Genomic DNA, 26,507 nt, shown 5'->3' with positions numbered 1-26,507 from the left:
GTCACAGCTGGTTGGCCAGCAGCTCGGCGATCTGGATGGTGTTCAGCGCCGCCCCCTTGCGCAGGTTGTCGCCGGAGATGAACAGTGCCAGGCCGCGGCCGTCGGGCACCCCGGGGTCGCACCGGATCCGGCCGACCAGGGATTCGTCGACGCCAGCCGCAGCCAACGGGGTCGGCACGTCGACCACCTTGACGCCGGGCGCGGCGTCGAGCAGCTCCCGGGCCCGCTCGGGTGACAGCGGCCGGGCGAACTCGGCGTTGATCGACAGCGAGTGGCCGGTGAACACCGGTACCCGCACACAAGTGCCGCTGACGGCCAGGTCTGGAATGCCGAGGATCTTGCGGCTCTCGTGGCGCAGCTTCTGGTCCTCGTCCGTTTCACCCGAGCCGTCGTCGACCAGGGATCCGGCGAGCGGCACCACGTTGAAGGCGATCGGCGCCACGTAGGTCTTGGGCCCTGGGAACCGCACCGCACTGCCGTCGTGCACCAGCTGCTCGGCGCCGTCGATGACCGCGCGCGCCTGCGTGGCCAGTTCTTCGACCCCGGCGATCCCGCTGCCGGACACCGCCTGATAGCTGGACACCACCAAGCGCTGCAGCCCCGCTTCCTCGTGCAGGACCTTGAGCACCGGCATCGCCGCCATCGTGGTGCAGTTCGGGTTGGCGATGATGCCCTTGGCCAGCGAGCGCGCGTCCCGGACGTCCCGCTCGAAGTTCACCTCGGATACCACCAACGGCACTTCCGGGTCCTTGCGCCAGGCCGATGAGTTGTCGATCACCGTCACCCCGGCCGCCGCGAACCGCGGCGCCTGCACCAGCGACATCGTCTTGCCTGCGGAGAACAACGCGATGTCCAGGCCGCTGGGGTCCGCCGTCGCGGCGTCTTCGACCTCGATCTCCTGACCGCGGAAGGCCAGCTTGCGGCCTTGCGAGCGCGATGACGCGAAGAACCGCACCGACCCACCGCTGTCCCGAGCGGGGAAGTCCCGCTCGTCGAGCAACCGGCGCATCACCTGACCGACCTGGCCGGTGGCGCCCACAACTCCAATGGCAACCATCTATCTACCTGTCCCCGCGTACACGGTCGCCGACTCCTCGCCGCCGAGCCCGAACGCCTCGTGCAACGCCACGACGGCCTTATCTAGTTCGGTGTCGCGGCACAGCACCGAGATGCGGATCTCGGACGTGGAGATCAGCTCGATGTTGACGCCCACCTCGGCCAGGGACTCGCAGAAGGTGGCGGTGACCCCGGGGTGGCTGCGCATGCCCGCCCCGATCAGCGACACCTTGCCGACGTGGTCGTCGTAGAGCAGCTGGCTGAACCCGATCTCGTCCTGCAGTGCGTCCAACCGTGCCACCGCGGTGGGTCCGCTGTCGCGCGAGCAGGTGAAGGTGATGTCGGTCTTGCCGTCCTCGACCTTGGAGACGTTCTGCAACACCATGTCGATGTTCACGTCGGCATCGGCGAGTGCCCGGAAGACCCGGGCGGCGTATCCGGGGATGTCGGGGATGCCGACGACGGTCACCTTGGCCTCGCTGCGATCGTGTGCGACTCCGGTCAGGATGGGGTCTTCCATGTCTATGTCCTTGATCGATCCGACGACTATGGTGCCTGGGTTCTCCGAGTAGGAGGATCGGACGTGCACCGGCATGTTGTAGCGGCGTGCGTATTCCACGCAGCGCAGCATCAAAACTTTGGCGCCGCACGCCGCCATCTCGAGCATTTCCTCGAAGGTGACCGTGTCCAGTTTGCGGGCGTTGTGCACGATCCGCGGGTCGGCGCTGAAGATGCCGTCGACGTCGGTGTAGATCTCGCAGACATCGGCGTGCAGCGCCGCGGCGAGGGCCACCGCCGTGGTGTCCGAACCCCCGCGGCCCAGCGTGGTCACGTCCCGGGTGTCCTGGCTGACACCCTGGAAGCCGGCCACCAGCACGATGCGGCCCTCGTCGAGCGCGGTCTGCAGCCGGCCCGGAGTGACGTCGATGATCTTGGCGTTGCCGTGCGTGCCGGTGGTGATCACGCCGGCCTGCGAACCGGTGAACGAGCGCGCCTGCGCACCCAGCGATTCGATCGCCATCGCGACCAACGCATTGGAGATTCGCTCGCCGGCGGTCAGCAGCATGTCGAGTTCGCGCGGTGGCGGCGCCGGACACACCTGGTGGGCCAGATCCATCAGGTCGTCGGTGGTGTCGCCCATCGCGGAGACGACGACTACCACGTCGTTGCCCTGCTTCTTGGTAGCGACGATGCGCTCGGCCACCCGCCGGATCCGGTCGGCGTTCGCCACTGAGGATCCGCCGTACTTCTGCACGACGAGCGCCACGTTATTTCCTGCCTCTCCGGCCTGGACATGTGGATTTCGGGTTTAAGTCCACAACAGAATACGTGCCACCGCACGGTGATTTACGTCGCGATACCGCCCCACCCCACCATGCGCATTCGCTGCGGGCGCGGCGCAATTTTTACCAATGCATTAAAAGCGGTAAAGTTGCCGACGTGCAGCGGGTGCTCCTCCTCGGACGCCGCGACGGGGTCTGATCCAGACCGGCAACCCGTCGCGGGTGTCGGCGATGCGCCGGTCTGAAGTTCCCCTCTTCAATCCCCCGGAGCAATCACCGTGACTTCCAATCCCGACGCATTCAGCTCGAAACGAACCATCGTTCGGCCCGCCGGCCCGTCAGCGCCCGGCCAACCCGCATGGAACCCGCAGCGCGGCTCGTCGATGCCGGTCAACCGGTACCGCCCCTTCGCCGATGAGGTCGAGCCCATCCAATTGGCGGACCGCACGTGGCCCGACCGCGTCATCACTCATGCCCCGCTGTGGTGTGCGGTGGATCTGCGCGACGGCAACCAGGCGCTGATCGACCCCATGAGCCCGGCGCGTAAGCGCCGCATGTTCGATTTGCTCGTTGGCATGGGCTACAAGGAGATCGAAGTCGGGTTCCCGTCTGCCAGCCAGACCGACTTCGACTTCGTGCGCGAGATCATCACCGACGGCGCAATCCCCGACGACGTCACGATCCAGGTACTGACCCAGTGCCGGCCGGAACTAATCGAGCGCACCTTCGAGGCGTGCGACGGTGCACCGCAGGCCATCGTGCACTTCTACAACTCGACGTCAATCCTGCAGCGCCGCGTCGTGTTCCGCGCCGATCGGGCCGCCGTGCAAGCCATCGCGACCGAAGGCGCGCGCAAGTGCGTCGAAGAGGCCGCCAAGCACCCGGGCACGCGCTGGCGCTTCGAGTATTCGCCGGAGTCCTACACCGGCACCGAACTGGAGTACGCCAGGCAGGTGTGCGACGCGGTCGGCGAAATCATCGCGCCGACGCCGGACAACCCGATCATCTTCAACCTGCCCGCCACGGTCGAGATGGCCACACCCAACGTCTACGCCGACTCGATCGAGTGGATGAGCCGCAACCTGGCCAACCGGGAATCGGTCATTCTGAGCCTGCATCCGCACAATGACCGCGGAACCGCCGTTGCCGCAGCGGAATTGGGCTACCAGGCCGGTGCCGACCGCATCGAGGGCTGCCTGTTCGGCAACGGCGAGCGCACCGGCAACGTCTGCCTGGTGACGCTGGGGCTGAACCTGTTCTCCCGCGGCGTGGACCCGCAGATCGACTTCTCCAACATCGACGAGATCCGCCGCACGGTCGAGTACTGCAACCAGTTGCCGGTGCACGAACGTCATCCGTACGGCGGCGACCTGGTCTACACCGCGTTCTCGGGCAGCCATCAGGACGCCATCAACAAGGGCCTGGACCAGATGAAGATCGACGCGGACGCCGCGGACTCCGACGTCGACGACATGCTCTGGCAGGTGCCGTATCTGCCGATCGACCCGAAGGACGTCGGTCGCACCTATGAGGCGGTGATCCGGGTCAACTCGCAGTCCGGCAAGGGCGGGGTCGCCTACATCATGAAGGCGGATCACGGCTTGGCGCTGCCGCGACGGCTGCAGATCGAGTTCTCCCAGGTGGTGCAGAAGATCAGTGAAGGGGAAGGCGGCGAGGTGAGTCCCAAGGAGATGTGGGACGCCTTCTCCGAGGAGTACCTGGCGCCGGTGGTGCCGCTGGAGCGGATAAAGCAGCGCGTCGACGCCTCCGAGGACGACAGCGGTGTCACCCGCCTCACCGCGACCGTCAAGATCAACGGCGCGGAGACCGAGATCAGCGGGGAGGGTAACGGCCCACTTGCCGCGTTCGTCCACGCGCTGGGCGGTGTCGGTTTCGACGTGGCCGTCCTGGACTACTCCGAGCACGCCATGAGCGCCGGCGACGACGCCCAGGCGGCCGCCTATGTGGAGGCGTCGGTGGACGGTCGCACGGTGTGGGGGGTCGGCATCGCGCCGTCGATCACCTCCGCGTCACTGCGGGCGGTCGTGTCAGCAGTCAACCGCGCCGCGCGCGGCTGATCAGAACAGCGCCAGCTGCTGGTCCAGGGCGCGGGCGTCGGTGAATTCGTCCATGCTGGTGCCCCCGATGACGGCGCCGACGTAGTCCATGAACTGCGCGTCGCAGATCACCGGCACCCCGAGTTGCCGGGCGAGGTAGCCCTTGCCCTGCTCGGGGGCGGGATCGTTGCAGACCACCAGCGAGGTCTCCCGGTCGACGGCCTCGGTGTAGGCCAGCCCGGCGTGCAGGATGCGTTCCACCAGCTCCTCGTGGGTGCGACCGACCTCGGCCGCCAGTGCCACCCGCATGCCCTGCACCAGCGGTCGGCCGCCCACGTACGGCCCCGGGTTGAGATAAGGGCAGGGCATCCGGGACGCCAGAACCTTGAGTGGTCGCAGCTCGTCATGCGTGACCCGGCCGTTCGGCCAGCGGCGCCGGGTCACCGGATGTACCGGCAGCCAGACGTCGCCTTCCCGGGCCAGTTTGAGCGCCGAGGCCAGCACCCCGGTCAGCACCATCGCGTCGTCGAACGCGTCGTGCGGCCGCTCCTGGGTGACGCCCCAGTGCGCCGCGAGCGTCTCCAACCGCAGGTTGTCGAGGCCCAGGTCGAGCCGTCGGGCCAGCTCGACGGTGCACATGACGCTCTCGACGGGCAGCTCGGTCTCGGCCAGTTCGGCTTCGGCGGCGAGAAACGCATAGTCGAACGCCACGTTGTGGGCGACCAATGTGCGGCCGCGCAGCACCTCGGCCACGTCGCCGACGATGTCGGCGAACTGCGGCTGGTCTTCCAACATGGCGGCGGTCAGGCCGTGCACGTGGGTGGGACCAGGGTCAACGCCGGGGTTGAGGAGGCTTACCACCGAGTGTTCGACGTTGCCGTCGGCGTCCAGGCCGAGGGCCGCAACGCTGATGATCCGCGCCTGACCCGGCCGAAAGCCCGAGGTCTCGACATCGACGACGGCCCAGCCCGCGTCCGGCTCATTCGCCGGCCGACCCCAGGACACCCCGCTCATGCACTGAGGATGGCACGGCCGACCGACATCGCCCGTCCGCTGCGCGCCGTGTCGGGCCGGAATTCGACGCGGGCGACCCGCCGTTCCCGACGCCGAGCGCGGCCTTGCGATCGCCCGGAATTCGAAGACGGCGGCGGTACGCATTTAAACTTCCCGCGTGGTCACCACCCGTGCTCGTCTGGCCCTCGCCGCGGGAGCGAGCGCGCGCTGGGCGTCCCGGGTGACCGGACGCGGGGCAGGGGCGATGATCGGCGGCCTCATCGCCATGACGCTGGACCGCTCGGTTCTCCGCCAACTCGCGCTCGGACGGCGCACCGTCGTCGTCACCGGCACCAACGGCAAATCCACCACCACGAGGATGACGTCGGCCGCGCTGGCGACGCTGGGCGTGGTGGCCACCAACGCCGAGGGCGCCAACATGGACGCCGGCCTGGTCGCGGCGCTGGCCGGCAACCGCGATGCACCCCTGGCGGCCCTCGAAGTCGACGAGATGCACGTCCCACACGTTTCCGACGCCGTCGAACCCAGCGTCGTCGTGCTGCTCAACCTCTCACGCGACCAGCTGGACCGGGTGGGTGAGATCAACGTCATCGAGCGGACCCTGCGGGCGGGCCTCGCCCGGCATCCCGCGGCGGTGGTCGTGGCCAACTGCGACGACGTGCTGATGACGTCCGCGGCGTACGACAGCCCCAACGTGGTGTGGGTCGCCGCGGGTGGTTCGTGGGCGAACGACTCGGTCAGCTGCCCGCGCAGCGGCGAGGTCATCGTCCGCGACAGGGGTCACTGGTATTCCACGGGTGCGGACTTCAAACGGCCGAGCCCGCAATGGTGGTTCGACGATGAGACCCTCTACGGGCCCGACGGCCTGGCCCTGCCGATGCGATTGGCGCTGCCCGGCGCGGTCAACCGCGGCAACGCCGCCCAGGCCGTCGCGGCCGCTGTCGCGTTGGGCGCCGATCCCGCGTCGGCGGTGGCAGCCGTCTCGACGGTCGACGAGGTCGCCGGGCGTTATCGGACCGTCCGGGTCGGTGCGCACGAGGTGCGCATCTTGCTGGCCAAGAACCCGGCCGGCTGGCAGGAGGCGCTGTCGATGGTGGACAAGCATGCCGCCGGGGTGGTCATCGCTGTCAACGGCCAGGTGCCCGATGGGGAAGACCTGTCGTGGCTGTGGGATGTGCGATTCGAGCACTTCGAAGAGACGGAAGTGGTAGCCGCCGGCGAGCGCGGCACCGACCTGGCGGTGCGTCTGGGATACGCGGGCGTCGAGCACACCCTGGTGCACGACACCGTCGCCGCGATCGCCTCGTGCCCGCCGGGGCGCGTGGAGGTCGTCGCCAACTACACGGCGTTTCTCCAGCTACAACGAGCGTTGGCGCGCCATGGCTGACTCGGTGGTGCGGATCGGGTTGGTGCTGCCCGACGTCATGGGCACCTACGGCGACGGCGGCAACGCCCTCGTGTTGCGCCAACGGCTCCGGCTGCGCGGCATCGCGGCCGAGATCGTCGAAATCACGCTGGCCGACCCGGTGCCCGAATCGTTGGACCTCTACACGCTGGGCGGGGCCGAGGACTACGCGCAGCGCTTGGCCACCCGGCACCTGATCAAGCACCCCGGCCTGCAGCGCGCCGCGGAGCGGGGTGCGCCGGTGCTGGCCATCTGCGCGGCCGTTCAGGTGCTCGGTCACTGGTATGAAACGTCGGCCGGGGAGCGCGTCGAGGGAGTGAGCATGCTCGACGCGACGACGTCGCCGCAACAGGCGCGCACCATCGGCGAGTTGGCGACCAAGCCGCTGCTGGCGGGCTTGACCGAGCGCCTGACCGGTTTCGAGAACCACCGCGGCGGCACCCTGCTCGGGACGGCGGCGTCGCCGCTGGGCGCGGTGGTCAAGGGCGCCGGCAACCGGGCCGGCGACGGCTCCGACGGCGCGGTGCAGGGCAGCGTGATCGCGACCTACATGCACGGGCCGTGCCTGGCGCGCAACCCGCAACTGGCCGACCTGCTGCTGAGCATGGTGGTCGGCGAGCTGCCGCCGCTGCCGATGCCGGAGGTGGAGTTGCTGCGCCGCGAACGACTGGCCGCTCGCTAGGGCGTGCTCAGGGCGAAACGCATGGTCGCAGGCACAACCGGTTCCGGGCAGCAAAGTTTTGGGTACGTGACGTGTCAATGAGCAACGGACGCGGCGGCACAGGCACTGATTCCCGGGACACCGATTCGTCAATGCGCCGGGACACCCTGGCGACTGCCATCGGCAATTTCATGGAGTGGTACGACTTCGGCGTCTACGGCTACATCGCGACCACCATTGCGCAGGTGTTCTATCCGGGCAATAGCGTCAGCGCGGTCCACCTGATCGCCACCTTCAGCACGCTGGCGGCGGCGTACGTGGTGCGTCCGCTCGGCGGGTTCGTCCTCGGCCCTCTCGGGGACCGTGTCGGGCGCAAGCGGGTTTTGGTGATCACGATCCTGCTGATGGCGGTCGGGACCACCATGACCGGCCTGCTGCCCGGCTACAGCACGATCGGCGTCTGGGCGCCGATCCTGCTGCTGGTCGCCCGGGTCTTCCAAGGCTTGTCTACCGGCGGCGAGTTTGTCGGCGCGATGACGTATCTCGTTGAGCGTGCCCCAGACCGCAAACGCGGCACGATGGTCGGGTTCCTGCCGCTGGGCAACCTGGTCGGGTTCGTGCTCGCCGGGATGCTGGTGACCGCTTTGCAGGCCTGGCTGCCAAGCCATTCCATGCTGGCGTGGGGGTGGCGGATTCCGCTGTTGTTGGGAGCGCCCTTCGGCGTCCTCGCTCTCTATTTGCGCCTGCGGATCGAGGAGTCACCGGCCTATAAACAGGTGAGCGGCAACGGGGATGTGCCGGTCGACCGCGGCTGGCAGCAGTTTCGGCGCACCGTGGTGGAGCAGTGGAAGCCGATGGTGATCTGCGCGGCCGTGGTGGTGGCCTCCCAGATCCCCGACTTCATGCTCACCGGATACTTACCGACATACCTGAAAGTGGTTGTGCACCTGGGTAACACGGCAAGCCTAGTGATTATCGTGGCGACCTTGGCGATCCTGATGGCCTCGGTGGTGTTCGTCGCCATGTTGTCCGACCGTATCGGCGTCAAACCGATCATGTGGACGGGCTGCGGATTGCTCCTTCTGGCGTCGGTCCCAGCGTTCTTGCTGATGCGCTTCGGCGGTGTCTTTGCGCTGGTCTTCATCGGTGTGTTGCTGGTCGGGCTGATGGAACTGTGTTTCGACAGCACCACCCCCCAAGCCCTGCCGGCGCTGTTCCCGACCAGGGTGCGCAGCGGGGCGCTGGCCATTTCGTACAACATCGCGCTATCGACCGTCGGCGGAACCACTCCGGTGATCGCTCAAGCGCTGATATCAGGCACCGGCAGCCCCATGGTGCCGGCCTACATGCTGATCTTCGCGGGCGTGGTCGGGACGGTCGCCCTTCGCTTCATGCCGGAAGTCGCCGGCAAGCCGCTGCCGGGATCGGGGCCCACTGTCGAACGGGAGGCCGGCGAGCTGGCCGGGGCGTGAGAGGGCCGCGAACCCGACGCCTCAGACCATGGCCCGGCGGCCGGCGAGCGCGCGACCGAGCGTCAGTTCGTCGGCGAACTCCAGGTCACCGCCCATCGGCAGCCCGGACGCGATCCGCGTCACGGTCAGGCCGGGGATGTCGCGCAGCATCCGCACCAGGTAGGTGGCCGTGGCCTCGCCCTCGGTGTTCGGGTCGGTCGCGATGATCACCTCGGTGATGTCGACGTCGTCGACCCGCTCCCCGATCCGGCTCAGCAGCTCGCGGATCCTCAGCTGGTCGGGGCCCACGCCGGACAACGGATCGAGCGCACCTCCCAGCACGTGGTAGCGGCCGCGGAATTCGCGGGTGCGCTCGACGGCCTGGACGTCTTTGGGCTCCTCGACGACGCACACCTGCGAGCCGTCCCGGCGGGGATCGGCGCAGATCCGGCAGCGCTCGTTGTCGGAGACGTTGCCGCACACCGCACAGAACCGCACGCCGTCGCGGACCTTCGCCAGCACCGCGGTCAGCCGGTCGATATCCGGCGGTTCGACCGACAGCAGGTGGAAGGCGATGCGCTGGGCGCTCTTGGGCCCGATGCCCGGCAGCTTGCCGAGCTCGTCGATCAAATCCTGGACGGGTCCTTCGAACATGTCGGTCGCGGAGTCTAAAGCCCCTGCGCCGGCGCGGGGGGTTGCCCAGGCGGCGGGCCGAAACCGCCGGCCAGCGACCCCAGCCGTTCCTGGGCCATCCGGGTGACCTGCTTGGAAGCGTCACCCATGGCGCCGACGATCAGGTCCTGCAGGGTCTCGACGTCAGACGGGTCGACGACGGAGGGATCGATCTTCACCGCGACCACCTCGCCGCTGCCTTTGACGACGACCTCGACCAAACCCCCACCGGCCTGACCGCGTACCTCAGCGTTCGCCAGTTGTTGCTGCGCCTCCATGAGCTTCTGCTGCATCTCCTGCGCCTGGGCCAGCAGCGCCGACATATCGCCTCCGGGTTGCATGACAATCCCCTCGCATCTTGGTCTCGAGTTGGTTTCGCTCGTGAGTCTCCGGCGATTCGAAACACCCAGCGTAGACCGCCCGGCGCTAGCTTTGCGCCGTGGACCTACGAGTGAGCAGGCGTGTCGGCCTCAGGACGATCATCTGCATGATCGTCGCTGCGTCGGCCATCGTCATCCCGAACGCAATGGCGGCCCCATCCAGCATCGCCGGCATGGTGGTTTTCATCGATCCGGGCCACAACGGGTCCAATGATGGCTCCATCAACCGCCAGGTGCCCACCGGTCGCGGCGGTACGAAGGACTGCCAGACCAGCGGCACGGCCACCAACTCCGGCTATATGGAACACACCTTCACCTGGGACACCGCGCTGCGGGTGCGCGCCGAGCTGAACGCCCTCGGAGTGCGGACCGCGCTGTCGCGGGCCAACGACAACGGCCTGGGACCGTGCGTCGACGAACGCGCGAACGCGGCCAACGCGCTGCACCCCAACGCGGTCCTGTCCATCCACGCCGACGGCGGCCCGCCCTCCGGCCGGGGATTCCACGTCAACTACTCGGCCCCGCCGCTCAACCAGGTGCAGGCCGGCCCGTCGGTGCAGTACGCGCGGATCATGCGCGACCAGATGCAGGCGTCGGGGATCCCGCCGGCCAACTACATCGGCCAGAACGGTCTCTACGGCCGTTCGGACCTGACCGGCCTGAACCTGGCGCAGTACCCGTCGATCCTGGTCGAGTGCGGCAACATGAAGAACCCCGCGGACTCGGCGCTGATGGAGTCGGCCGAGGGCCGGCAGAAGTACGCCGACGCACTGGTCCGCGGCGTCGCGGGCTTCCTCGCCTCGCAGGGCCAGGCGCGCTGAGTTCGATTGCGCGACGCTAGCTCAGCTCTCCAGCTCTTTCTTCAGGTTGGCCAGCACCTCGCCCTGAATCCTCTTGAGCCCCAACGGCGCAAAGGTCTTCTCGAGGAAGCCCTTGACGCCGCCGGCGCCGGCCCAGGTGGTCTTCACGGTGACGCTGGAGCCGGGTCCGGCTGGAGCGACCGTCCAGTTGATCACCATCGACGAGTTCGCGTCCTTCTCGATGACGGTGTGCCCGGCCACATCGACGTTGGCCTGCACGTCGCGCACCCGCGATTTGGTGGCCTGCAGCTTCCACTTGGCGACCGTGCCGGCCCCCTGCCCACCCTGGAGCACCTGGTAGTCGCGGTACTGCGGCGAAAGAATTTTCGGACGGACAGTCTCGTAGTCCGCGACGGCGGCAAGGGTTGCCGCAGGCTCCGCATTGATCAAGATGGTGCTCTCTGCGCTCACCTGTGCCAAAGCGACCCCTCCTCATGATGATTTCCCGACGCTGCCGTGCGACGGGTGCACGGGCTGTTGTCGAAGACTAGGGTATATGTGGTGCCTGTCCTTGGATCTGCACTCTCGGCCCACAAGTCTGGCGTTGACCGGATGCTGGCAAGTTATCGATCCATCCCCCCGACGTCCGCCGTCCGGTTGGCCAAGCCGACGTCAAACCTGTTCCGCGCCCGCACCAAACGTGATGCACCCGGCCTGGACACGTCCGGGCTGACCGGCGTTCTGAACGTGGATCCCGAAACCCGCACCGCAGATGTGGCGGGCATGTGCACGTACGCGGACCTGGTGGCCGCGACGCTGCCGTATGGCCTTTCGCCGCTGGTAGTCCCGCAGCTGAAGACCATCACCCTCGGCGGCGCGGTCAGCGGGCTGGGCATCGAGTCGTCGTCGTTCCGCAACGGTCTGCCGCATGAATCGGTGCTCGAGATGGACATCCTCACCGGCGCTGGCGATTTGCTCACCACATCGCGCACCCAGCACCCCGACCTCTTCCGCGCCTTCCCGAATTCGTATGGAACGCTTGGGTATTCAACCCGGCTCCGGATCGAGCTGGAGCCCGTCGCGCCGTTCGTGGCGCTGCGCCACGTCCGATTCCGCTCGCTGCCCGATCTGGTTGCGGCCATGGAACGCATCATCGACACCGGTGGACAGGGTGGGACGCCCGTCGACTACCTCGACGGCGTGGTCTTCAGCGCCGACGAAAGCTACCTGTGCGTGGGCCGGCGGACCACCACTCCCGGCCCGGTCAGCGACTACACCGGCCGCAACATCTACTACCAGTCCATCCGGCACGACGCCCCCGGCGTGGAAGCGACCAAGGACGACCGGCTGACCATCAACGACTACTTCTGGCGCTGGGACACCGATTGGTTCTGGTGCTCACGCGCTTTCGGCGTGCAGAACCCGCGACTGCGGCGCTGGTGGCCGCGCCGCTATCGGCGCAGTAGCGTCTATTCGAAGCTGATTTCGATGGATCGCCGCTTCGGGCTGTCCGACCGCATCGAGGCCCGGAACGGCCGGCCACCCCGGGAACGGGTCGTGCAGGACGTCGAGGTGCCGGTCGAACGCACCTGCGACTTCCTGGAGTGGTTCCTGGACAGCGTGCCCATCACTCCAATCTGGTTGTGCCCGTTGCGTCTGCGCGACCACCACGGCTGGCCGCTGTACCCGATGCGGCCGGATCACACCTACGTCAACGTCGGCTTTTGGTCGTCGGTACCGGCCGGCGCCACCGAGGGCGCCACCAACCGGATGATCGAAGCCAAGGTAGGCGAGCTGGGCGGCCACAAGTCGCTGTATTCCGAGTCCTTCTACTCCCGCGAGGACTTCGACGAGTTGTACGGCGGCGAGGCCTACAACACCGTCAAGAAGACCTACGACCCCGATTCTCGTTTACTCGACCTCTACGCGAAGGCGGTGCAACGGCGATGACAACGACAAAGGAACCTCACCGCTCGCCGACCGGCAAATTGAGCATGGCCGAGATCCTGGAGGTGTTCGCCGCGACCGGGCGACATCCGCTGAAGTTCACCGCCTACGACGGCAGCACGGCCGGAAGCAAAGACGCCGAATTGGGTTTGGATCTTCGGACGCCTCGCGGAGCCACCTACCTGGCCACCGCGCCCGGCGAACTCGGCCTGGCCCGCGCCTACGTGTCGGGCGACCTGCAGGCGTACGGCGTGCATCCGGGCGATCCGTACCGGCTGCTCAAGACGCTGACCGATCGCGTCGAATTCAAGCGGCCGCCGGCGCGGGTGCTGGCCAACGTTGTCCGTTCCATCGGTTTCGAGCGGTTGTTGCCGGTGCCACCCCCACCTCAGGAAAGCCGGCCCCGGTGGCGCCGGGTCGCCGACGGGCTGATGCACAGCAAGACCCGGGACGCCGAGGCCATCCATCACCACTACGACGTCTCCAACACCTTCTACGAACTCGTGTTGGGTCCCTCGATGACCTATACCTGCGCGGTGTATCCCGACACCGAAGCGACGCTGGAGGATGCGCAGCAAAACAAGTACCGGCTGATTTTCGAGAAGCTGCGGCTGCAACCGGGCGACCGGCTGCTCGATGTCGGCTGCGGTTGGGGTGGCATGGTGCGTTACGCGGCGCGGCGCGGCGTCCGGGCGATCGGCGCCACCCTGTCGGCAGAGCAGGCGAAGTGGGCGCAGCAGGCGATCGCCGACGAGGGGCTGGCAGAGCTGGCCGAGGTGCGGCACTCCGACTACCGCGACGTCGGCGAGACGCAGTTCGACGCGGTCTCCTCGATCGGGCTGACCGAGCACATCGGCGTCAAGAACTACCCGACCTACTTCGGGTTCCTCAAGTCGAAGCTGCGCACCGGCGGCCTGCTGCTCAACCACTGCATCACCCGGCACGACAACACCTCCACCTCGTTCGCCGGCGGATTCACCGACCGCTACGTCTTTCCGGACGGCGAGCTGACCGGCTCGGGCCGCATCACCAGGGCCGTCCAGGATGTGGGCTTCGAGGTGCTGCACGCGGAGAACTTCCGCCATCACTACGCGATGACGCTGCGCGACTGGTGCCACAACCTGGTCGAGCACTGGGACGTGGCGGTCGCCGAGGTCGGCTTGCCGACCGCCAAGGTGTGGGGCCTGTACATGGCGGCATCACGGGTCGCGTTCGAGCAGAACAACCTTCAGCTCCATCACGTGCTGGCAGCCAATACCGACGCGCGGGGCGACGACGACCTGCCGCTGCGGCCGTGGTGGACGGCCTGACGCGCTAGCCGTTGGTGGCGACCCGCTGCGCCCGGCCACCGCCGCGCTTGCGATCGCCCTAGCCGTTGTCGATGCGGCGGGCGCCCAGCTCGTTCTGCAGCAGTTCGAGGGCGACCTCTTCGGGGTCGCGGCGGGGCGCCGACGGCTCGTCGCGGACCGCCTCGGCGAGCATGTGTTCCTCTTCGTCGCGCCGCGCGGAATCGTCGTCGGGTGCGGACTCGGCCACGGTGGAAACCGCCGGCCCGACTTCCCCGCCTGCGGAAGGTGGCGGCGCGGCCGAGGCCGGTGCGCCGGCCTCACACCGCACGCGCCAATTGACACCCAGCGCGTCCTTGAGCGCTTCGGCGATGACGTCGGCGTTGCGTTGCTCGCAGAGCCTCTTGGCCAGCGGCGCAGATTCATGGCTCAGCACCAACGTGTTGCCCTCGATGGCCCGGACGGTCGCCCCGGCCAGCATCACCTCGGTGGTCCGGCTGCGCTGACGCACCTTTTCGCGCACCGTGGGCCACATGCTGCGCACCGCCGCGGTGTTGAGTTCGCCCGGCGCAGGAGCTGATTCGGCCGGCAGCGCCGGAGCCGGTTCGGAGAGCGCGGCCGCGGCCGGGGGTGGAGCCGGTTCGGCGACCGCAGCCGCCTTGGGCTTCGCGCTCGGTTCGGGTATCGCTTCGGGTTTCGGTTTGGGCTTGGCGGCGGCCGTCGCGGACGGCCGGGTGAATCGGACGGGTTGCTCGTCGGCCGGTGCCGGGGCGCTGCGCGGCGCTTCCGAGCCCGGAATGGACATGTCCAGCCGAGTTTCGATGCGCTCGACGCGTTGCAGCAGCGCCGACTCGGTGTCGCTGGCCGAGGGCAGCAGCAGCCGCGCACACACGACCTCGAGCAGCAGGCGCGGCGCCGTCGCACCGCGCATCTCGCCCAGGCCCGCCTGCACCACCTCGGCGTAGCGGGTCAGGGTTGCCGGTCCGATCCGGGTCGCTTGCTCACGCATCCGCTCCAGCACGTCCTCCGGTGCGTCGACCACGCCGCGGCTGGCCGCATCCGGGACGGCCTGCAACAGGATCAGGTCGCGAAACCGCTCGAGCAGATCGGTGGCGAAACGCCGCGGGTCGTGGCCGGCATCGATCACCGACTCCACCGCACCGAACAACGCCGCGGCATCGGCGGCCGCGAGCGAGTCCACGGCGTCGTCGATCAGCGCCATGTCGGTGGCGCCCAGCAGACCCAGCGCCCGTTGATAGGTCACGTGCGCGCCCTCGGCGCCGGCCACCAGCTGGTCCAGCACCGACAGGGTGTCGCGCGGCGAGCCGCCGCCGGCGCGGATCACCAGCGGGTAGACGGCGTCGTCGACGGCGACGCCCTCCTGCTCGCAGATCCGCGCGATCAACGCCCGCATGGTCTTCGGCGGCAGCAGCCGGAACGGATAGTGATGGGTGCGCGATCGAATCGTCGGCAGCACCTTCTCCGGCTCGGTGGTGGCGAAGATGAAGATGAGGTGCTCGGGGGGCTCCTCCACGATCTTGAGTAGCGCGTTGAACCCCGCCGTGGTGACCATATGCGCCTCGTCGACGATGAACACCCGGTAGCGCGATTGGGCTGGCGCGTAGAACGCACGGTCGCGCAGCTCGCGGGTGTCATCCACGCCACCGTGGCTGGCGGCGTCGAGTTCCACCACGTCGATGCTGCCGGGCGCGTTGGGCGCCAGCGCCTGGCACGAGTCACAGACCCCGCACGGGTTGGCCGTCGGGCCCTGAACGCAGTTCAGCGAGCGGGCCAGGATGCGCGCCGAGGAGGTCTTCCCGCAGCCGCGCGGACCCGAAAACAAATACGCGTGGTTGATCCGGCCGGCTTCCAGGGCGATCGACAGTGGTTCGGTGACGTGCTCCTGCCCCACCACTTCGGCGAAAGTTGCCGGTCGGTACTTGCGGTAGAGGGCCACGGTCAGCAGGCTACCGGCGCGCGGTGACTGCGGCCCGCGGGGCGTCGAGTGCGATCGTGGGGCGGATTTCGGCGATTTCCGCGCCGTCAGTTCATGCTCGACGACGCCAGCAGCGACTCCGACGCCGCCAGCAGCGCGCAGGTCGCCAGGCCGTCGACGGCGTCGCGCAGGTCCGGCAGCGACGGGAAGGTCGGCGCGATCCGGATGTTGGTGTCCTTCGGATCCTTGCGGTACGGGAACGACGCACCCGCCTCGGTGACCGCGATACCGGCGTCCTTGGCCAGCGCGACGGTCCGCTTCGCGGTGCCGGGTAGGACGTCTAGGCTGATGAAGTAACCGCCCTTGGGGTCGGTCCACGACGCGATCTTGGAGTCGCTGAGCCGCTGATCCAGGATCTCGGCGGCCAGCGCGAACTTCGGCGCCAGGATCTGCTGGTGTCGCAGCATGTGCAGCCGCACCCCGTCGGCGTCGCGGAAGAAGCGCAGGTGCCGCAGCTGGTTGACCTTGTCCGGTCCGATCGACTTCTTTCCCGCGTACTGCAGGTACCACGCGATGTTGCCCAGCGATCCGCCCAGGAAGCTCACGCCGGCGCCGGCGAAGGTGATCTTCGAGGTGGACGCGAACACGTAGGGCCGATGGGGGTTCCCCGCCGCAGCCGCCAGCCCGAGCACGTCGACCTGCCGGACGAAGTCATGCGTCAGGGTATGCACCGCGTATGCGTTGTCCCAGAACAGCCGGAAGTCGGGCGCCGCGGTCCGCATCTGGACTAGCCGCAGGACCGTGTCCCAGGAGTAGGTGACCCCCGTCGGGTTGCCGAACACCGGCACCGTCCACATGCCCTTGATGGCCGGATCGGCGGCGACCAACTCCTCGATCAGGTCGACATCCGGCCCGTCGGACAGCATCGGGACGGGGATCATCTCGATGCCCATCGTCTCGGTGATGGCGAAATGCCGGTCGTAGCCCGGGGTCGGGCAGAGGAACTTGATGCTCGGTTCGTCCTTCCAGGGCCGCTGCGAATCCACCCCGCCGTACAACATGGAGAAGGCGACGAGGTCGTGCATCAGCTCCAGGCTGGAGTTGTTTCCCGCGATCAGGTTCTGCACCGGGATGCCGAGCAGCTCCCCGAAGATGGCCCGTAGCTCGGGCAGGCCGTGCAGGCCACCGTAGTTGCGGGTGTCGGTCCCCTCGCTGTCGCGGAAGTCGTCCCCGGGCAGGCTCAGCAACTGGTTGGACAGGTCGAGCTGGGCGGGTGCCGGTTTGCCGCGGGTCAGGTCCAGGGCGAGCTTCTTGGCCTGCAGGTCCGCGTAGTCCTGCTGGTGACGAGTGTTCGCGGCCGCGAGCTCGGCCGGGGTGAGGGACTCCAGCGACACCATGAACCCTTTCGCTGTTCGAAGGCGGGAAACCGGTGGTGATCGCAAGCGCGGCGAAGCCGGGCGAAGCGGGTCGCCACTCATGGAGATAGGGGACCCCGCGCACCCGACAGAGCCCATTGACCCTTGCTGCCTTCCGGCCCTGGGGGAGTTCACAGGATAGACGCCGCGCGGGGTCCAGCGACGAGTCTAATACCCGCCCCGGAGTCGACGACGAGCAACTGTCGGGGGCCATCAGACCCTCGGTTACCATGGCCACGGAGGATTCGCCTAGTGGCCTATGGCGCTCGCCTGGAACGCGGGTTGGGTTAACAGCCCTCGCGGGTTCAAATCCCGCATCCTCCGCCATCGGTCCGCCAAGCGGACACGTACGAATTGATATGGATTCGGGTCGGCCGCCGTTAGGCTGGCGTGGATTCACCAGCACGAGGAGGGGTATGGGGCGCAAGGTCGCCATCCCGTGGCACGCGTTGTTTTCGATCGCTGCGGGCGTCCTCTACTTCTTTTTCGTGTTGCCGCGTTGGCTTGAGCTGATGGGTGACACCGCGCACTCGTTGGGGACTTCGCTGCGGATTGTGACGGGTGCGCTCATCGCGCTCGCGGCGCTGCCCGTGGTGTTCACGCTGCTGCGCACCCGCAAGCCCGAGTTGGGGACGCCGCAGCTGGCCCTGTCCATCAGGACCTGGTCGATAGTTGCCCACGTGCTGGCCGGGGTGTTGATCATCGGGACGGCGATCAGCGAGATCTGGCTCAGCCTGGATGCCGCCGGGCGGTGGTTGTTCGGCATCTACGGGGCGGCCGCCGCGATCGCGTTGCTCGGCATTTTCGCGTTCTACCTCTCGTTCGTCGCTGAGCTCCCCCCGCCCCCGCCCAAACCGATCAAGGCGAAGAAGCCCAAAAAGCGTCGCGTGCGGCGCAAGGAAGCCGACGAGGCCGACGCCGAAGAAGCCGAAGAACTCGATGCGGAAGAGGCGGAAGAGGCCGAAGCCGACGAGACCGCCGAGAGCGCTGCGGACGAGGCGGACGACGCGGAGCCGGCCCCCGCAGAAGCCGAAGAGACCAAGGAAGCCGAGGCGGGTGAGCCGGCGGCGGCCCCAAGCGAAGTCACTGCAAAAACCGCCGCCTCTGAGGCGGCATCGGACCTGGCGACCGAGGCTGCGCCCGTCAAGGACACCACCGATACCCAGACGACCATCGACGAGGCCGACGAGTCGAAGGCCAAGTTGCGCAACCGGCGCCCGACCGGCAAGGGGTCACACCGGATGCGGCGCAGGCGCACTCGGGCCGGCGTGGCCCTGGACGACAACGCCGACGAAGACTAGTCAGCGGCGTCGCAGCCGATCCACGTAGGCGGCGATGCGTCGCAGCGTCTCGTCCGTGCCCCACATCCGGCGAACCTCGTCATCGAGGCCGCGGGCTTCGTGGATGCGCGCCATCGTCGGGGCGTGCAACTGGGTCTTCGTCTGCCGGTAGGCGTCGACCGGGATGCTGCCCAGGTCCGACGCCTCCGCCACGGCCGCCTCGATGAGCTCATCGGCGACGACTCGGTGCGCCAGTCCGCGCGCCACGGCCTCCGCGCCCCGGTAGTTGCGGCCCCCGAGCAGCACCTCGTCGGCGTGGATCCCGCAGGCGTAGCGCATGACCTCCAAAGCGGCGACCGGGAACGGCACCCCGACGCGCACCTCGGCCGCGCCGATCTGTGCCTCCGGGCTGATCAAGCGGCGGTCGCAGGCGCACGCGAGCACGCAGCCGCCCGCGATCGCGGCGCCGTTGATCGCGGCGACGGTCGGCCCCGGATAGCCGAACATCGCATCGAACGCCGCGGACAGCGCGGGGACGAGCCGATCGGTGTAGCCGGTGCCGCCTTCCACCACCCGCTTGAGGTCGACGCCCGCGCTGAAGGCGCGGCCGGCGCCGGTGACAACCAGCGCGCCGGCGTCCGAACGTGCCAGCTCGCGCACCGCCGAAGCCAGCTCTTCGAGCAGCTCGACATCCTGCGCGTTGACCGCGCCCGACGACATCGTCAGCACCTGCACGGTTCCCACGGTGCTGACGTCGATCATCATCCATTCCTCCGATCAGCGGCTGACGGCCGCGAGGACCACCGGAATGGGCGTGTTCTCGTCGGTGTGATAGCTCGCGCAGACGCGGTGGTAGCCGTCGGCGATCTGCAAAGTAATCCCGGCCATGAAGTCGCCGCGCACCAGCAGGATGGGCGACAGCGGTAGGCCTTTTTCGATCTTGGTCAGGTCCGCGGCGACGTGGGGATTGTCCACCGGAAGCAGACTCAGCTGTGCCGCCCGAAGAATGTCTTTGGCCTTCCGATGTGTCACCGTCCCAGATTTCAGCTTTTTGATCACCTTCTTCACGGTCTGGTCGTCCGCAAGCATGGTGAGATAGTCCGCCGCCGCCGGAAAGTCATGAGACTCAGGCTTTTCCAGCCATTTCACGCTGAGCATCGCGTTACTCCCTTCGCCGGCTCCGCCATCGACGCAGCCTACCGGTTCGGCCCGGCGAAATTTGGGATCGGTAGCAACCGGAGCGTTCTGTACTTGCGCCAGGACGACGCCATTGGGGCGGCGCACGAAGGAAGGAACCACAAGTGAAACGTCTTCTCGCAGCTGCGATTGGGACCCTGGGCTGTGCCGCGGCTTCGGTGACCCTGGTGGGGTGCTCGGGCGGCGGCCACACCGCCGCACCCGCGTCGAGCACGACGCCCAGCGTCGCCACCGGCACCAACGCGCAAGTCAAGGTGGGCGGCACCGACCTTGCCGGCGTGAATCCCGCGTCGGTGACCTGTGTGCGGACCGGCGGCAAGATCAACATCGGCAGCGGCTCCACGGGCGGCGCCCAGCAGGCGCTGGCCGTCGTGATGACCGACGAGGCCACCCCGAAGGTCCAGTCGCTGGCCCTCGTTGTCGACGGCAACGCGCTGGCGGTCAGCGACAACATGGGCGCGAAGGTGGGTTCGGCCAATGTCGCGGTAGATGGCAAGACCTACACGATTACCGGTCAGGCGCAGGGTGCGGACATGAAGAACCCGATGGCGGGAATGATCACCAAGGACTTCAACATCAAGGTGTCCTGCGGCTGATCGGTTGCGGCCCTCGAGCGGCGGACGTGCCTCACTCACGCGTCCGCCGTTCGCGGTTTGGCCAACCAGACACCGCCCCCGGACTTATGATGCAGCCGTGTCGATCCCGGACGAATTGGGTAAGGCGCGCCGTCTGGCGCTCGCCGCCGACGAGACCGGTGCGCGCGATCTGCTGCTCTCACTGATTCCGCGAATCGAGCGGGACGACCGCGACGACCTGATGCTGGAAGCCCTTGCACAGCTTGGCGAGATCTACCTCGCACGCGGGGCCTACGACGGGGTCCGCGAATCCGTCCGCCGCATCCGGGATTGCGTGGCGATCTACGCCGGCATGGCTGCCGGCGATGAACGGGTGCGGCTTTCCGATACCACGCGGTTGATCTCCCGATACTCGCGGCGCGCCCAGCTCTTGCAGACCGGCCTGGCCGCGGCGCTGGGCGACCACGATGACGCGGCGGAGCAACTGGCGTCCTTGTGCGACAACGACTCCTGCTCCGCACCCGGTGACCTGGCCGACGAACACCGCCACCTGTGCGCCCAGGCCTACGTCCTGTGCGCCACCGCGTTGTGCGACGACGACCTGCATGTGCGATCAGCTCCATTGTGGGAAAGCGCCTTTGACAGCCTTGAGCACACCAGCGGTGGCGATGAGCGGGCCGACTACGTGTGGGTCACCGCCGCGACCGGGTACGGCAGGTTCTGTGTGGAAACCGGCCGGTTGCCAGAAGCCGAGCCGTGGCTGCGTCGCGCCGAAGCGCGGGCGCAGACCAATGGCTGGGAACTGGCAACGGCCAGAGCACGATTGGAACGCGCCGCCGCGCGCTGGGCGGCCAACGACCATGCCGGCACCGAAGAACTGGTGAACCAGGCCTATCCCGTCATCGCCCGCCATGACCGGGCCCATGAGGTCGCCCGGTGCTGGCTGTACATGGGACTCACCCGACTGGGAGCCGGCGCACTGGAGGCCGCCGACGAATGCTGGGAGCACGCCGAGCGGCACTGGCGCGAATTGGGAAAACCGCTGCATCTGCACCGTATCCTGTTGCAGCGCAGCTGGATTGCTATCTTCTGGAGCCACTTCTCCGACGCTGTCGAGCTCATCGCGCAGGCGCGGGAGCTGCTTGACTCCTCACCGCGCAGCAGCTGGCTGCAGTACGCGCAACTCGACAATCATCTCGGAACGGTCTGGCGCGCGGATGCTTTGGCCGATCTCGGTTTCGACAGCTCGGGTGATCCCGACGAGACGCTGGAGGAAACGGAGGCACGTCAGGCCGAGGGGCTCGGCATTCTGCGCGGCGAGGTCGGCACCCCAGAGTACTGGCGCGGGATGGCCAAGCTCGAGCAGGCGGCCGAGCTCAAGGTGCCGGCCGCCCTGGCGGTCGATTCGGTGCGGTATTCGATCGCCGACGCCGACGCCAGGGCCCGCTGGGCCACCGGCATTTCGGCGCCCATCCTGGCGGGTGCCTTCGCCGTGGCCTGGGAATGGGAGAACACCGCGCTGATCAGTGAGCTCGTCGAATACCACAGCGCGCGAGGGACTTTCGAGGGATTGCAACGACCGCGAATCGGCGAATGGGCCTCGACGGCCATCGCGTCGGTGCCCGTCGACGTCGACGCGGAGCCCGTCGCGCTGTCCGCCGCCGGCCCATCCGCGGGGGGCGGCGCGTCGTTGACCAGGCTGGGACCATTGCCGCCGTTGCAGATGCAACCCGGGGCCGCGCCGATCCTGAGCCACTATCGTGCCCTGGCATCGCAGCGCTATGGGCGTGACGTCACCGCGGCCGAGCCTGCCTGGTCCACGTGGCCATGAGTGAGCCCGATCGGCTGACGCTGATGCTGCGATACGCCGATCTCGGGATCGCGACCTACGCCAGCCTGCAGATCGTCGGCCAGCCGTCGCGAACCGTCACGTGGGTGCTGGAAGAGCCGCTGCTGCTGGCCGCGCTGCAGGAGCTCACCGCTGCCCTTCCGGAGCCACACGGAACCGAAACCCGGCATGAAGCCATCGAGCGCGCGCTGACCACCGGACCATTCGCCAAGCCCGACACCGAACTCGCCGTGGCGTACATCCTCGGCACGTTGCTGATCGGCACGCCCGGATGGCAGCTATTGGCCGAATGCATGAGCTCGCCCCGCGCGGTGCTGTTCGTCTCGCCCAGCGCACGGCTGGCCAGGGTGCCCTGGGGACTGTTGGCGATTCCTAAATCGGTCCCGAGCAAAGAGGAGCTGGTGCGTGCGCGCCAGGAGGCGATCACCGCGAGCGGCCGCGCCGCGGCCCAAATACCTTGGCAGCTGGACAATATCGACGAGTTGACCGACGGCCATCGGCTGATGGAGTTGGTCGACGTGCTGATGGCGGTGCCGCCCAATATCGTGCACTCGCCGCGAACGCCCGCTGGGTGGGACGCGCGGCTCGACCGGCCACCGCTGCTGGTACTCGACCCCCGGGTGCCCGGACAACGGCCGGACTCCGCGCTCGGCTCGGTGCTGGGCAGGCCCTCGCCACACACGCCCGTGGCGCAACACTTCGCCGAACTTCTCGAACGGCGACCCGTGCTGCCGCATGTCGACACCGTGGTCGACCTGTTCCGTCGCCAGGATGCCGATCGCGCGTGGCTGGCCGAGCTGCTGGCGCAAACCCCTTGCCGGCTGCTCTATGTCGGTCACGCAAGTTCGGCGGACAACCAACACGACGGCGGGTCACGGGCGGACCGGGCGGCCCTTCACCTGGCCGATACCGCGGATATCCCCGGGGATGCCAACGCAATCGGCGATCACCGCCCACTGACCGCCTCGGATCTGATGGTCCTTCAGTTGCCGATGCCGCCGCGCGTGGCGCTGCTGGCGTGCGGATCGGGGGGCGACTATCAATTCGACGAGGCGACCGGTTTAGTGGCGGCAATGATCCTCAACGGCGCGCAGTTGGTGACCGCCACCTTGTGGTCGCTGCCGACGACGGCAGCGTATCGGCAATTCAGCGAGTCGTTCGCCGCGCCAAACTCGGAGCCGGCCGATCCGATGGCCGATCTGGTGGCCGCGGTGGACACCTCGCACGATGCCGCGCAGGAGGCCGGCTCCGCGGTGAATCGTTGGCAGCGTGAACAGATGCGGCGCTGGCGCGACGGGGAGGTCAAAGCCAACCCGCTGTACTGGGCCGCCCTGGTCACGTTTGCGGTTGACGGGGCCCGTTAGCCCTCACAGCGAGGCCACCCAGGCCGCGTGGACGGCAAGCACATCGTCCGGCAGCGAAAGTTCCTTGCGTGCGGTCGGATCGAACGCCACCAGCACGAGCAGACCGGGCCGTAGCACGGAGAGGTCGAGACCACCGTCGCATCGCGCCAGCTTGCCGGTGAACGTCTCCCCCGAGACGGCCACCACCTCGATGAAGGCCTGACGATTGACCTTTCGCACGGTGCCGACCCCGACGGTACGGTTTCCGGCATTCCGGCGGCGGCGGGGCCTGAGCCATCCGGCCGGCAGCGACAGCTTGTTCATGCGATCAGGGTCGTGCCGAACACCGGCTACCGAACCCAACTTTATGGCTGCCGCAAACTTTGCGATGGCCCTATTCTGTGCTGATGAGCGCCGATCCGCAGGTAGCGACCGCCGTGGGAGGTGAGGAGGTGGGCCATCCCCGACGGTTGGTGATCGAGGCGGCGTGGCGCGCCATCGGTCCGGGCGTGGAGGTGTTCAGCGCCGACGACGGAGGCCCGCTGAGTCGGACCGTCAAACGCATCATCGACCCGCTGGTGTTGCGGCTGCGGTCCAACCCGGCGTATTCGGCCCCGGTGGTGACGCGCGAGACCGCTGCGGCCATGCACGACCTCATCGTCGGCAGCGGTGCCGAATTACGCTCGGCCGCAGCCTGGTTCGAGGCGCTCAAATTGGAGCGCCGCCGGCGGCGAATTCGCACCGGGAACGCTCAGGAACTGTACTTTCCGGTCTGCTTCGAGCTCGCCGTCACGAAAGGCCCACCGGCACCGCAGGATTACGAGACGGCGGCGGCGGTGCTCGGCGACATCCACCGGGATCGCGATCGCACCGCAATCGAGGTCCTGCATCGCTACGTGGCAGATGCCGAGGTCGTTGCCACGCTGGCAGAGCAGCTGGAGCGCAGTTGGCGCGACGTGCGGGCGGGCGATGTCGTCATCGACACGTTCCGGGCCGAACTCGACACGGTGCTGGGGCCGGCCCGCAGCCATGGCGTCGCGGTGGCGCGTCAGCGCGTCTGGTCGGCGATGATCGCCGACCTCACCCCGTACAACATGGGCGCCCTGGCCCGCACCGACATCACTAAGCTGCCGTGGTCGATCGTTGAGCTGGGTTTGAGTTCGATTGCGCCGCAGCATCCTCCAGCGATTACCCAGAACACGGATGGCGACCGCCCGCTGGACCGCAGCGTCGTGGACCGGGTGCGCGCGACCCTGCGCCGCGCCTTGGACCGTGACGCTTTGCCCGAAATCCCCTTGCTGTGCGAGGAAGAAGTCGACCGGTCCTGCGCGCCGTGGGGCCTGCTGGCCGAAGACAAACAAGCGACGTTGGTGGCCGGCATCGAGGTCGCGGTGCAGCTGGCCCCGCTGGACCCGTCCGCTTCCTGCCGCTATGACCTGGCGACCCAGATCCAGGCGCGGCTTCGCAAGGAGGCCTATGTGTTGCACGCCCGGCGCTATCTGGCCGAGAACGGACCGATTCATCCGCGCCAACGGCAAGTTGTCGACGACCTGGCCGCCTACCCGCAGCCGTACCTGAGCCGGCTGTGGGCGCGGCTGCACGGGCGTGACGTGTGGCAGGAACCATGTGCCGACGTCGATGACGTGCGGGCACTGCTCGACGGGGTGGCGCGCTCGGTGAGCCTCGACCACCGGCAACGAATCAAGGCGATGCTGGAATTGCAGGTGGCCGGATGAGATTGGTTGCCGAATCCGGGCTTTGGAGCACCGGTCCCGCCGGCGCCGCCGCGGCGACACCGCTGGTTGCACTGCTGGAAATCAGCGGCGCGGTGCTGTCGTGGACGGTGGACGGCCCCGATGATGCGGCGCCGCACATCACGTTCACCGATGTGTCACGCGCGGACTGGTTGTGGCGGATCTTCGGCGAGGCCGGACATGTCGCGCTGGTGTCGGCCGTGAGCGACGCGGACGGCCACCCGCACAGCATCGAGCTCTCCGGCGTCGACCTGGCGCCGGGCTCGGTCGCCCCGCTACACAGGCTGGCCACCGGGCATTGGCTGCGCCGGTGGTGGCCGGCCAGCAGGCAGGACGGCATCGTCGGCCTGGACCGCGCCCTGCTCGATACCGAGGTTGCGTTGCTGACCGCCGGGGCGCAGAGCTTCTTCGCCGACGACACGCTGGACTCCGACGTGGCGCAGCTGCTCCAGCCGCACGCAGCCGCGCTGATAAGCCATGTCCGCAGCGGTGATTCACGCATCGTCGACCTGGTACGCGCGGGCGTCGGGCTCGCCGAAGAATTCGGTGCGGACGGCGATCAGTGGTCCGAATTGATTGCGGCCGTTGATGATGCGGGTCTGGGCCTGGCACCGCCGAGCGATCGTCGCGACGATTACGCGCTGGCCGCCGGCGCCGGCGCGGGTCCGCGCGGTGCGGGCGTGATAACCCGGGGCGTCGCGTCCATCGCCTGGAGCGGGGTTCCCCCCGCGATCTTCGACGCCGGCGAGAACACCGTCCACTGGAGCATCGAGGCCAGCGGCGCTGCGGTCGTCGCAATCGTGCAGGCGGCGGTCATCGGCCCGGACCCGGCAAAGGGTATCGCCGTGCGGGTGCGCTCGGCGGCCATCGACGGCAGCGGCGCCATGGACGCGACCGGGCGCGCCGCCCTTCCACTGAAAGACTCCCAGTCGCGCGCCCTGACGGAGTCGGCGGCGTGGGACCACGATTGGTCGGTGACATCAGTGGTGGTCGGCGCCGGAGTAGCGGAATCCGCCGAGGTACGGGAAAGGGTCCGGCGGTGGGCGCGGGCGCGGCAAAACCTGCCGCCACGCGACGCCTTCCTGGCCGAAAGGTTGGCCGCGGAATCTGCCTATTAGGCCTACTAAGAACCCCGCTCATTCCCTA

The 26,507-nt window shown here is 68.1% G+C and carries 24 protein-coding genes, 1 tRNA gene and 1 other RNA gene; 14 read left to right on the top strand and 12 right to left on the bottom strand.

The window, feature by feature from the left end; all coding sequences use genetic code 11:
- Nucleotide 1 precedes the first annotated feature (1 nt).
- Together AC5Y4H_RS00600 and AC5Y4H_RS00595 are read right to left on the bottom strand one after the other, a co-directional pair.
- Nucleotides 2-1,057, bottom strand: coding sequence for an aspartate-semialdehyde dehydrogenase (locus tag AC5Y4H_RS00600; RefSeq protein WP_499977648.1), 1,056 nt, complete (start codon nucleotides 1,055-1,057; stop codon nucleotides 2-4).
- A complete protein-coding gene (locus tag AC5Y4H_RS00595; protein WP_499977646.1) occupies nucleotides 1,058-2,323 on the bottom strand; it encodes an aspartate kinase in 1,266 nt (421 codons plus the stop codon).
- A 294-nt stretch (nucleotides 2,324-2,617) separates the two neighbouring features.
- Here AC5Y4H_RS00595 and leuA point away from each other — a divergent pair, with 294 nt between their 5' ends.
- Complete coding sequence (gene leuA / locus AC5Y4H_RS00590; RefSeq protein WP_499977645.1) at nucleotides 2,618-4,417, top strand: 2-isopropylmalate synthase; 1,800 nt, start codon at nucleotides 2,618-2,620, stop codon at nucleotides 4,415-4,417.
- Here the strand turns inward: leuA and AC5Y4H_RS00585 are convergent, their stop codons facing one another.
- Complete coding sequence (locus AC5Y4H_RS00585; RefSeq protein ID WP_499977643.1) at nucleotides 4,418-5,410, bottom strand: DEDDh family exonuclease; 993 nt, start codon at nucleotides 5,408-5,410, stop codon at nucleotides 4,418-4,420.
- A 157-nt stretch (nucleotides 5,411-5,567) separates the two neighbouring features.
- Between AC5Y4H_RS00585 and AC5Y4H_RS00580 the strand changes: the two genes are divergently transcribed.
- From AC5Y4H_RS00580 to AC5Y4H_RS00570, 3 genes are all read left to right on the top strand, one after another.
- The gene (locus AC5Y4H_RS00580) at nucleotides 5,568-6,797 is read left to right on the top strand and encodes a MurT ligase domain-containing protein (protein ID WP_499977641.1); all 1,230 of its coding nucleotides are present in this window, start codon (nucleotides 5,568-5,570) and stop codon (nucleotides 6,795-6,797) included.
- A 4-nt stretch (nucleotides 6,798-6,801) separates the two neighbouring features.
- Nucleotides 6,802-7,497 (top strand): type 1 glutamine amidotransferase, encoded by a 696-nt coding sequence (locus tag AC5Y4H_RS00575; protein ID WP_499978103.1) that lies wholly within the window; start codon nucleotides 6,802-6,804, stop codon nucleotides 7,495-7,497.
- 131 nt (nucleotides 7,498-7,628) lie between these two features.
- Nucleotides 7,629-8,948 carry an MFS transporter gene (locus AC5Y4H_RS00570; protein ID WP_499978102.1) on the top strand — a complete coding sequence of 440 codons (1,320 nt, stop codon included), beginning with the start codon at nucleotides 7,629-7,631 and terminating at the stop codon, nucleotides 8,946-8,948.
- Between the two features lie 21 nt (nucleotides 8,949-8,969).
- On the opposite strand, the gene recR is transcribed toward AC5Y4H_RS00570, so the two are convergent.
- Nucleotides 8,970-9,581, bottom strand: coding sequence for a recombination mediator RecR (gene recR / locus AC5Y4H_RS00565; RefSeq protein ID WP_008263246.1), 612 nt, complete (start codon nucleotides 9,579-9,581; stop codon nucleotides 8,970-8,972).
- Between the two features lie 14 nt (nucleotides 9,582-9,595).
- Complete coding sequence (locus AC5Y4H_RS00560) at nucleotides 9,596-9,940, bottom strand: YbaB/EbfC family nucleoid-associated protein (RefSeq protein WP_499977640.1); 345 nt, start codon at nucleotides 9,938-9,940, stop codon at nucleotides 9,596-9,598.
- Nucleotides 9,941-10,038: 98 nt separating this feature from the next.
- Here AC5Y4H_RS00560 and AC5Y4H_RS00555 point away from each other — a divergent pair, with 98 nt between their 5' ends.
- Nucleotides 10,039-10,800 carry an Rv3717 family N-acetylmuramoyl-L-alanine amidase gene (locus AC5Y4H_RS00555; protein ID WP_499977637.1) on the top strand — a complete coding sequence of 254 codons (762 nt, stop codon included), beginning with the start codon at nucleotides 10,039-10,041 and terminating at the stop codon, nucleotides 10,798-10,800.
- Between the two features lie 21 nt (nucleotides 10,801-10,821).
- Here AC5Y4H_RS00555 and AC5Y4H_RS00550 read toward each other — a convergent pair whose 3' ends face one another.
- Complete coding sequence (locus AC5Y4H_RS00550) at nucleotides 10,822-11,259, bottom strand: SRPBCC family protein (RefSeq protein ID WP_499977636.1); 438 nt, start codon at nucleotides 11,257-11,259, stop codon at nucleotides 10,822-10,824.
- A 78-nt stretch (nucleotides 11,260-11,337) separates the two neighbouring features.
- On the opposite strand from AC5Y4H_RS00550, the gene AC5Y4H_RS00545 reads away from it, so the two are divergent.
- Both AC5Y4H_RS00545 and AC5Y4H_RS00540 read left to right on the top strand, forming a co-directional pair.
- A complete protein-coding gene (locus tag AC5Y4H_RS00545; RefSeq protein WP_499977635.1) occupies nucleotides 11,338-12,729 on the top strand; it encodes an FAD-binding oxidoreductase in 1,392 nt (463 codons plus the stop codon).
- Entirely contained in the window at nucleotides 12,726-14,036 is a 1,311-nt protein-coding gene (locus AC5Y4H_RS00540) for a class I SAM-dependent methyltransferase (protein ID WP_499977632.1), read from the top strand. Before AC5Y4H_RS00545 ends, AC5Y4H_RS00540 begins: the two co-directional genes overlap by 4 nt.
- Before the next feature lie 58 nt (nucleotides 14,037-14,094).
- Here AC5Y4H_RS00540 and AC5Y4H_RS00535 read toward each other — a convergent pair whose 3' ends face one another.
- From AC5Y4H_RS00535 to ffs, 3 genes are all read right to left on the bottom strand, one after another.
- The gene (locus AC5Y4H_RS00535; RefSeq protein WP_499977629.1) at nucleotides 14,095-15,969 is read right to left on the bottom strand and encodes a DNA polymerase III subunits gamma/tau; all 1,875 of its coding nucleotides are present in this window, start codon (nucleotides 15,967-15,969) and stop codon (nucleotides 14,095-14,097) included.
- An 86-nt stretch (nucleotides 15,970-16,055) separates the two neighbouring features.
- On the bottom strand, nucleotides 16,056-17,342 hold the full coding sequence (locus AC5Y4H_RS00530; protein WP_499978100.1) for an aspartate aminotransferase type Ic: 1,287 nt from the start codon (nucleotides 17,340-17,342) through the stop codon (nucleotides 16,056-16,058).
- Between the two features lie 86 nt (nucleotides 17,343-17,428).
- An RNA gene (gene ffs, locus AC5Y4H_RS00525) (signal recognition particle sRNA small type) lies at nucleotides 17,429-17,525 on the bottom strand.
- A gap of 76 nt (nucleotides 17,526-17,601) precedes the next feature.
- Between ffs and AC5Y4H_RS00520 the strand changes: the two genes are divergently transcribed.
- Both AC5Y4H_RS00520 and lucA read left to right on the top strand, forming a co-directional pair.
- A tRNA-Ser gene (locus tag AC5Y4H_RS00520) sits at nucleotides 17,602-17,690 on the top strand.
- An 89-nt stretch (nucleotides 17,691-17,779) separates the two neighbouring features.
- A complete protein-coding gene (gene lucA, locus AC5Y4H_RS00515; protein ID WP_499977628.1) occupies nucleotides 17,780-18,664 on the top strand; it encodes a lipid uptake coordinator LucA in 885 nt (294 codons plus the stop codon).
- Here the strand turns inward: lucA and AC5Y4H_RS00510 are convergent, their stop codons facing one another.
- Together AC5Y4H_RS00510 and AC5Y4H_RS00505 are read right to left on the bottom strand one after the other, a co-directional pair.
- Nucleotides 18,665-19,408 carry an enoyl-CoA hydratase/isomerase family protein gene (locus tag AC5Y4H_RS00510; protein WP_499977626.1) on the bottom strand — a complete coding sequence of 248 codons (744 nt, stop codon included), beginning with the start codon at nucleotides 19,406-19,408 and terminating at the stop codon, nucleotides 18,665-18,667.
- Nucleotides 19,409-19,420: 12 nt separating this feature from the next.
- Nucleotides 19,421-19,801 carry a hypothetical protein gene (locus tag AC5Y4H_RS00505; protein WP_499978097.1) on the bottom strand — a complete coding sequence of 127 codons (381 nt, stop codon included), beginning with the start codon at nucleotides 19,799-19,801 and terminating at the stop codon, nucleotides 19,421-19,423.
- 176 nt (nucleotides 19,802-19,977) lie between these two features.
- Between AC5Y4H_RS00505 and AC5Y4H_RS00500 the strand changes: the two genes are divergently transcribed.
- The 3 genes from AC5Y4H_RS00500 to AC5Y4H_RS00490 all read left to right on the top strand — a co-directional run bounded on the left by AC5Y4H_RS00500 (nucleotide 19,978) and on the right by AC5Y4H_RS00490 (nucleotide 23,628).
- The gene (locus AC5Y4H_RS00500) at nucleotides 19,978-20,436 is read left to right on the top strand and encodes a lipoprotein LpqH (protein ID WP_499978094.1); all 459 of its coding nucleotides are present in this window, start codon (nucleotides 19,978-19,980) and stop codon (nucleotides 20,434-20,436) included.
- 97 nt (nucleotides 20,437-20,533) lie between these two features.
- Complete coding sequence (locus AC5Y4H_RS00495) at nucleotides 20,534-22,246, top strand: hypothetical protein (RefSeq protein ID WP_499977625.1); 1,713 nt, start codon at nucleotides 20,534-20,536, stop codon at nucleotides 22,244-22,246.
- Nucleotides 22,243-23,628 (top strand): CHAT domain-containing protein, encoded by a 1,386-nt coding sequence (locus AC5Y4H_RS00490; RefSeq protein WP_499977622.1) that lies wholly within the window; start codon nucleotides 22,243-22,245, stop codon nucleotides 23,626-23,628. The genes AC5Y4H_RS00495 and AC5Y4H_RS00490 overlap by 4 nt, the downstream gene beginning before the upstream one ends.
- 3 nt (nucleotides 23,629-23,631) lie before the next feature.
- On the opposite strand, the gene AC5Y4H_RS00485 is transcribed toward AC5Y4H_RS00490, so the two are convergent.
- Nucleotides 23,632-23,970, bottom strand: a complete 339-nt coding sequence (locus AC5Y4H_RS00485; protein ID WP_499977621.1) for a hypothetical protein — start codon at nucleotides 23,968-23,970, stop codon at nucleotides 23,632-23,634.
- A 44-nt stretch (nucleotides 23,971-24,014) separates the two neighbouring features.
- Here AC5Y4H_RS00485 and AC5Y4H_RS00480 point away from each other — a divergent pair, with 44 nt between their 5' ends.
- Together AC5Y4H_RS00480 and AC5Y4H_RS00475 are read left to right on the top strand one after the other, a co-directional pair.
- Nucleotides 24,015-25,343, top strand: coding sequence for a hypothetical protein (locus AC5Y4H_RS00480; RefSeq protein WP_499977618.1), 1,329 nt, complete (start codon nucleotides 24,015-24,017; stop codon nucleotides 25,341-25,343).
- The gene (locus tag AC5Y4H_RS00475; protein ID WP_499977616.1) at nucleotides 25,340-26,479 is read left to right on the top strand and encodes a hypothetical protein; all 1,140 of its coding nucleotides are present in this window, start codon (nucleotides 25,340-25,342) and stop codon (nucleotides 26,477-26,479) included. Before AC5Y4H_RS00480 ends, AC5Y4H_RS00475 begins: the two co-directional genes overlap by 4 nt.
- Nucleotides 26,480-26,507 lie beyond the last annotated feature (28 nt).

It is taken from the genome of Mycobacterium sp. NGS58 (assembly GCF_059812385.1).
The sequence above is the reverse complement of the archived record's forward strand: the minus strand, read 5'-3'. Positions and strand labels throughout refer to the sequence as shown.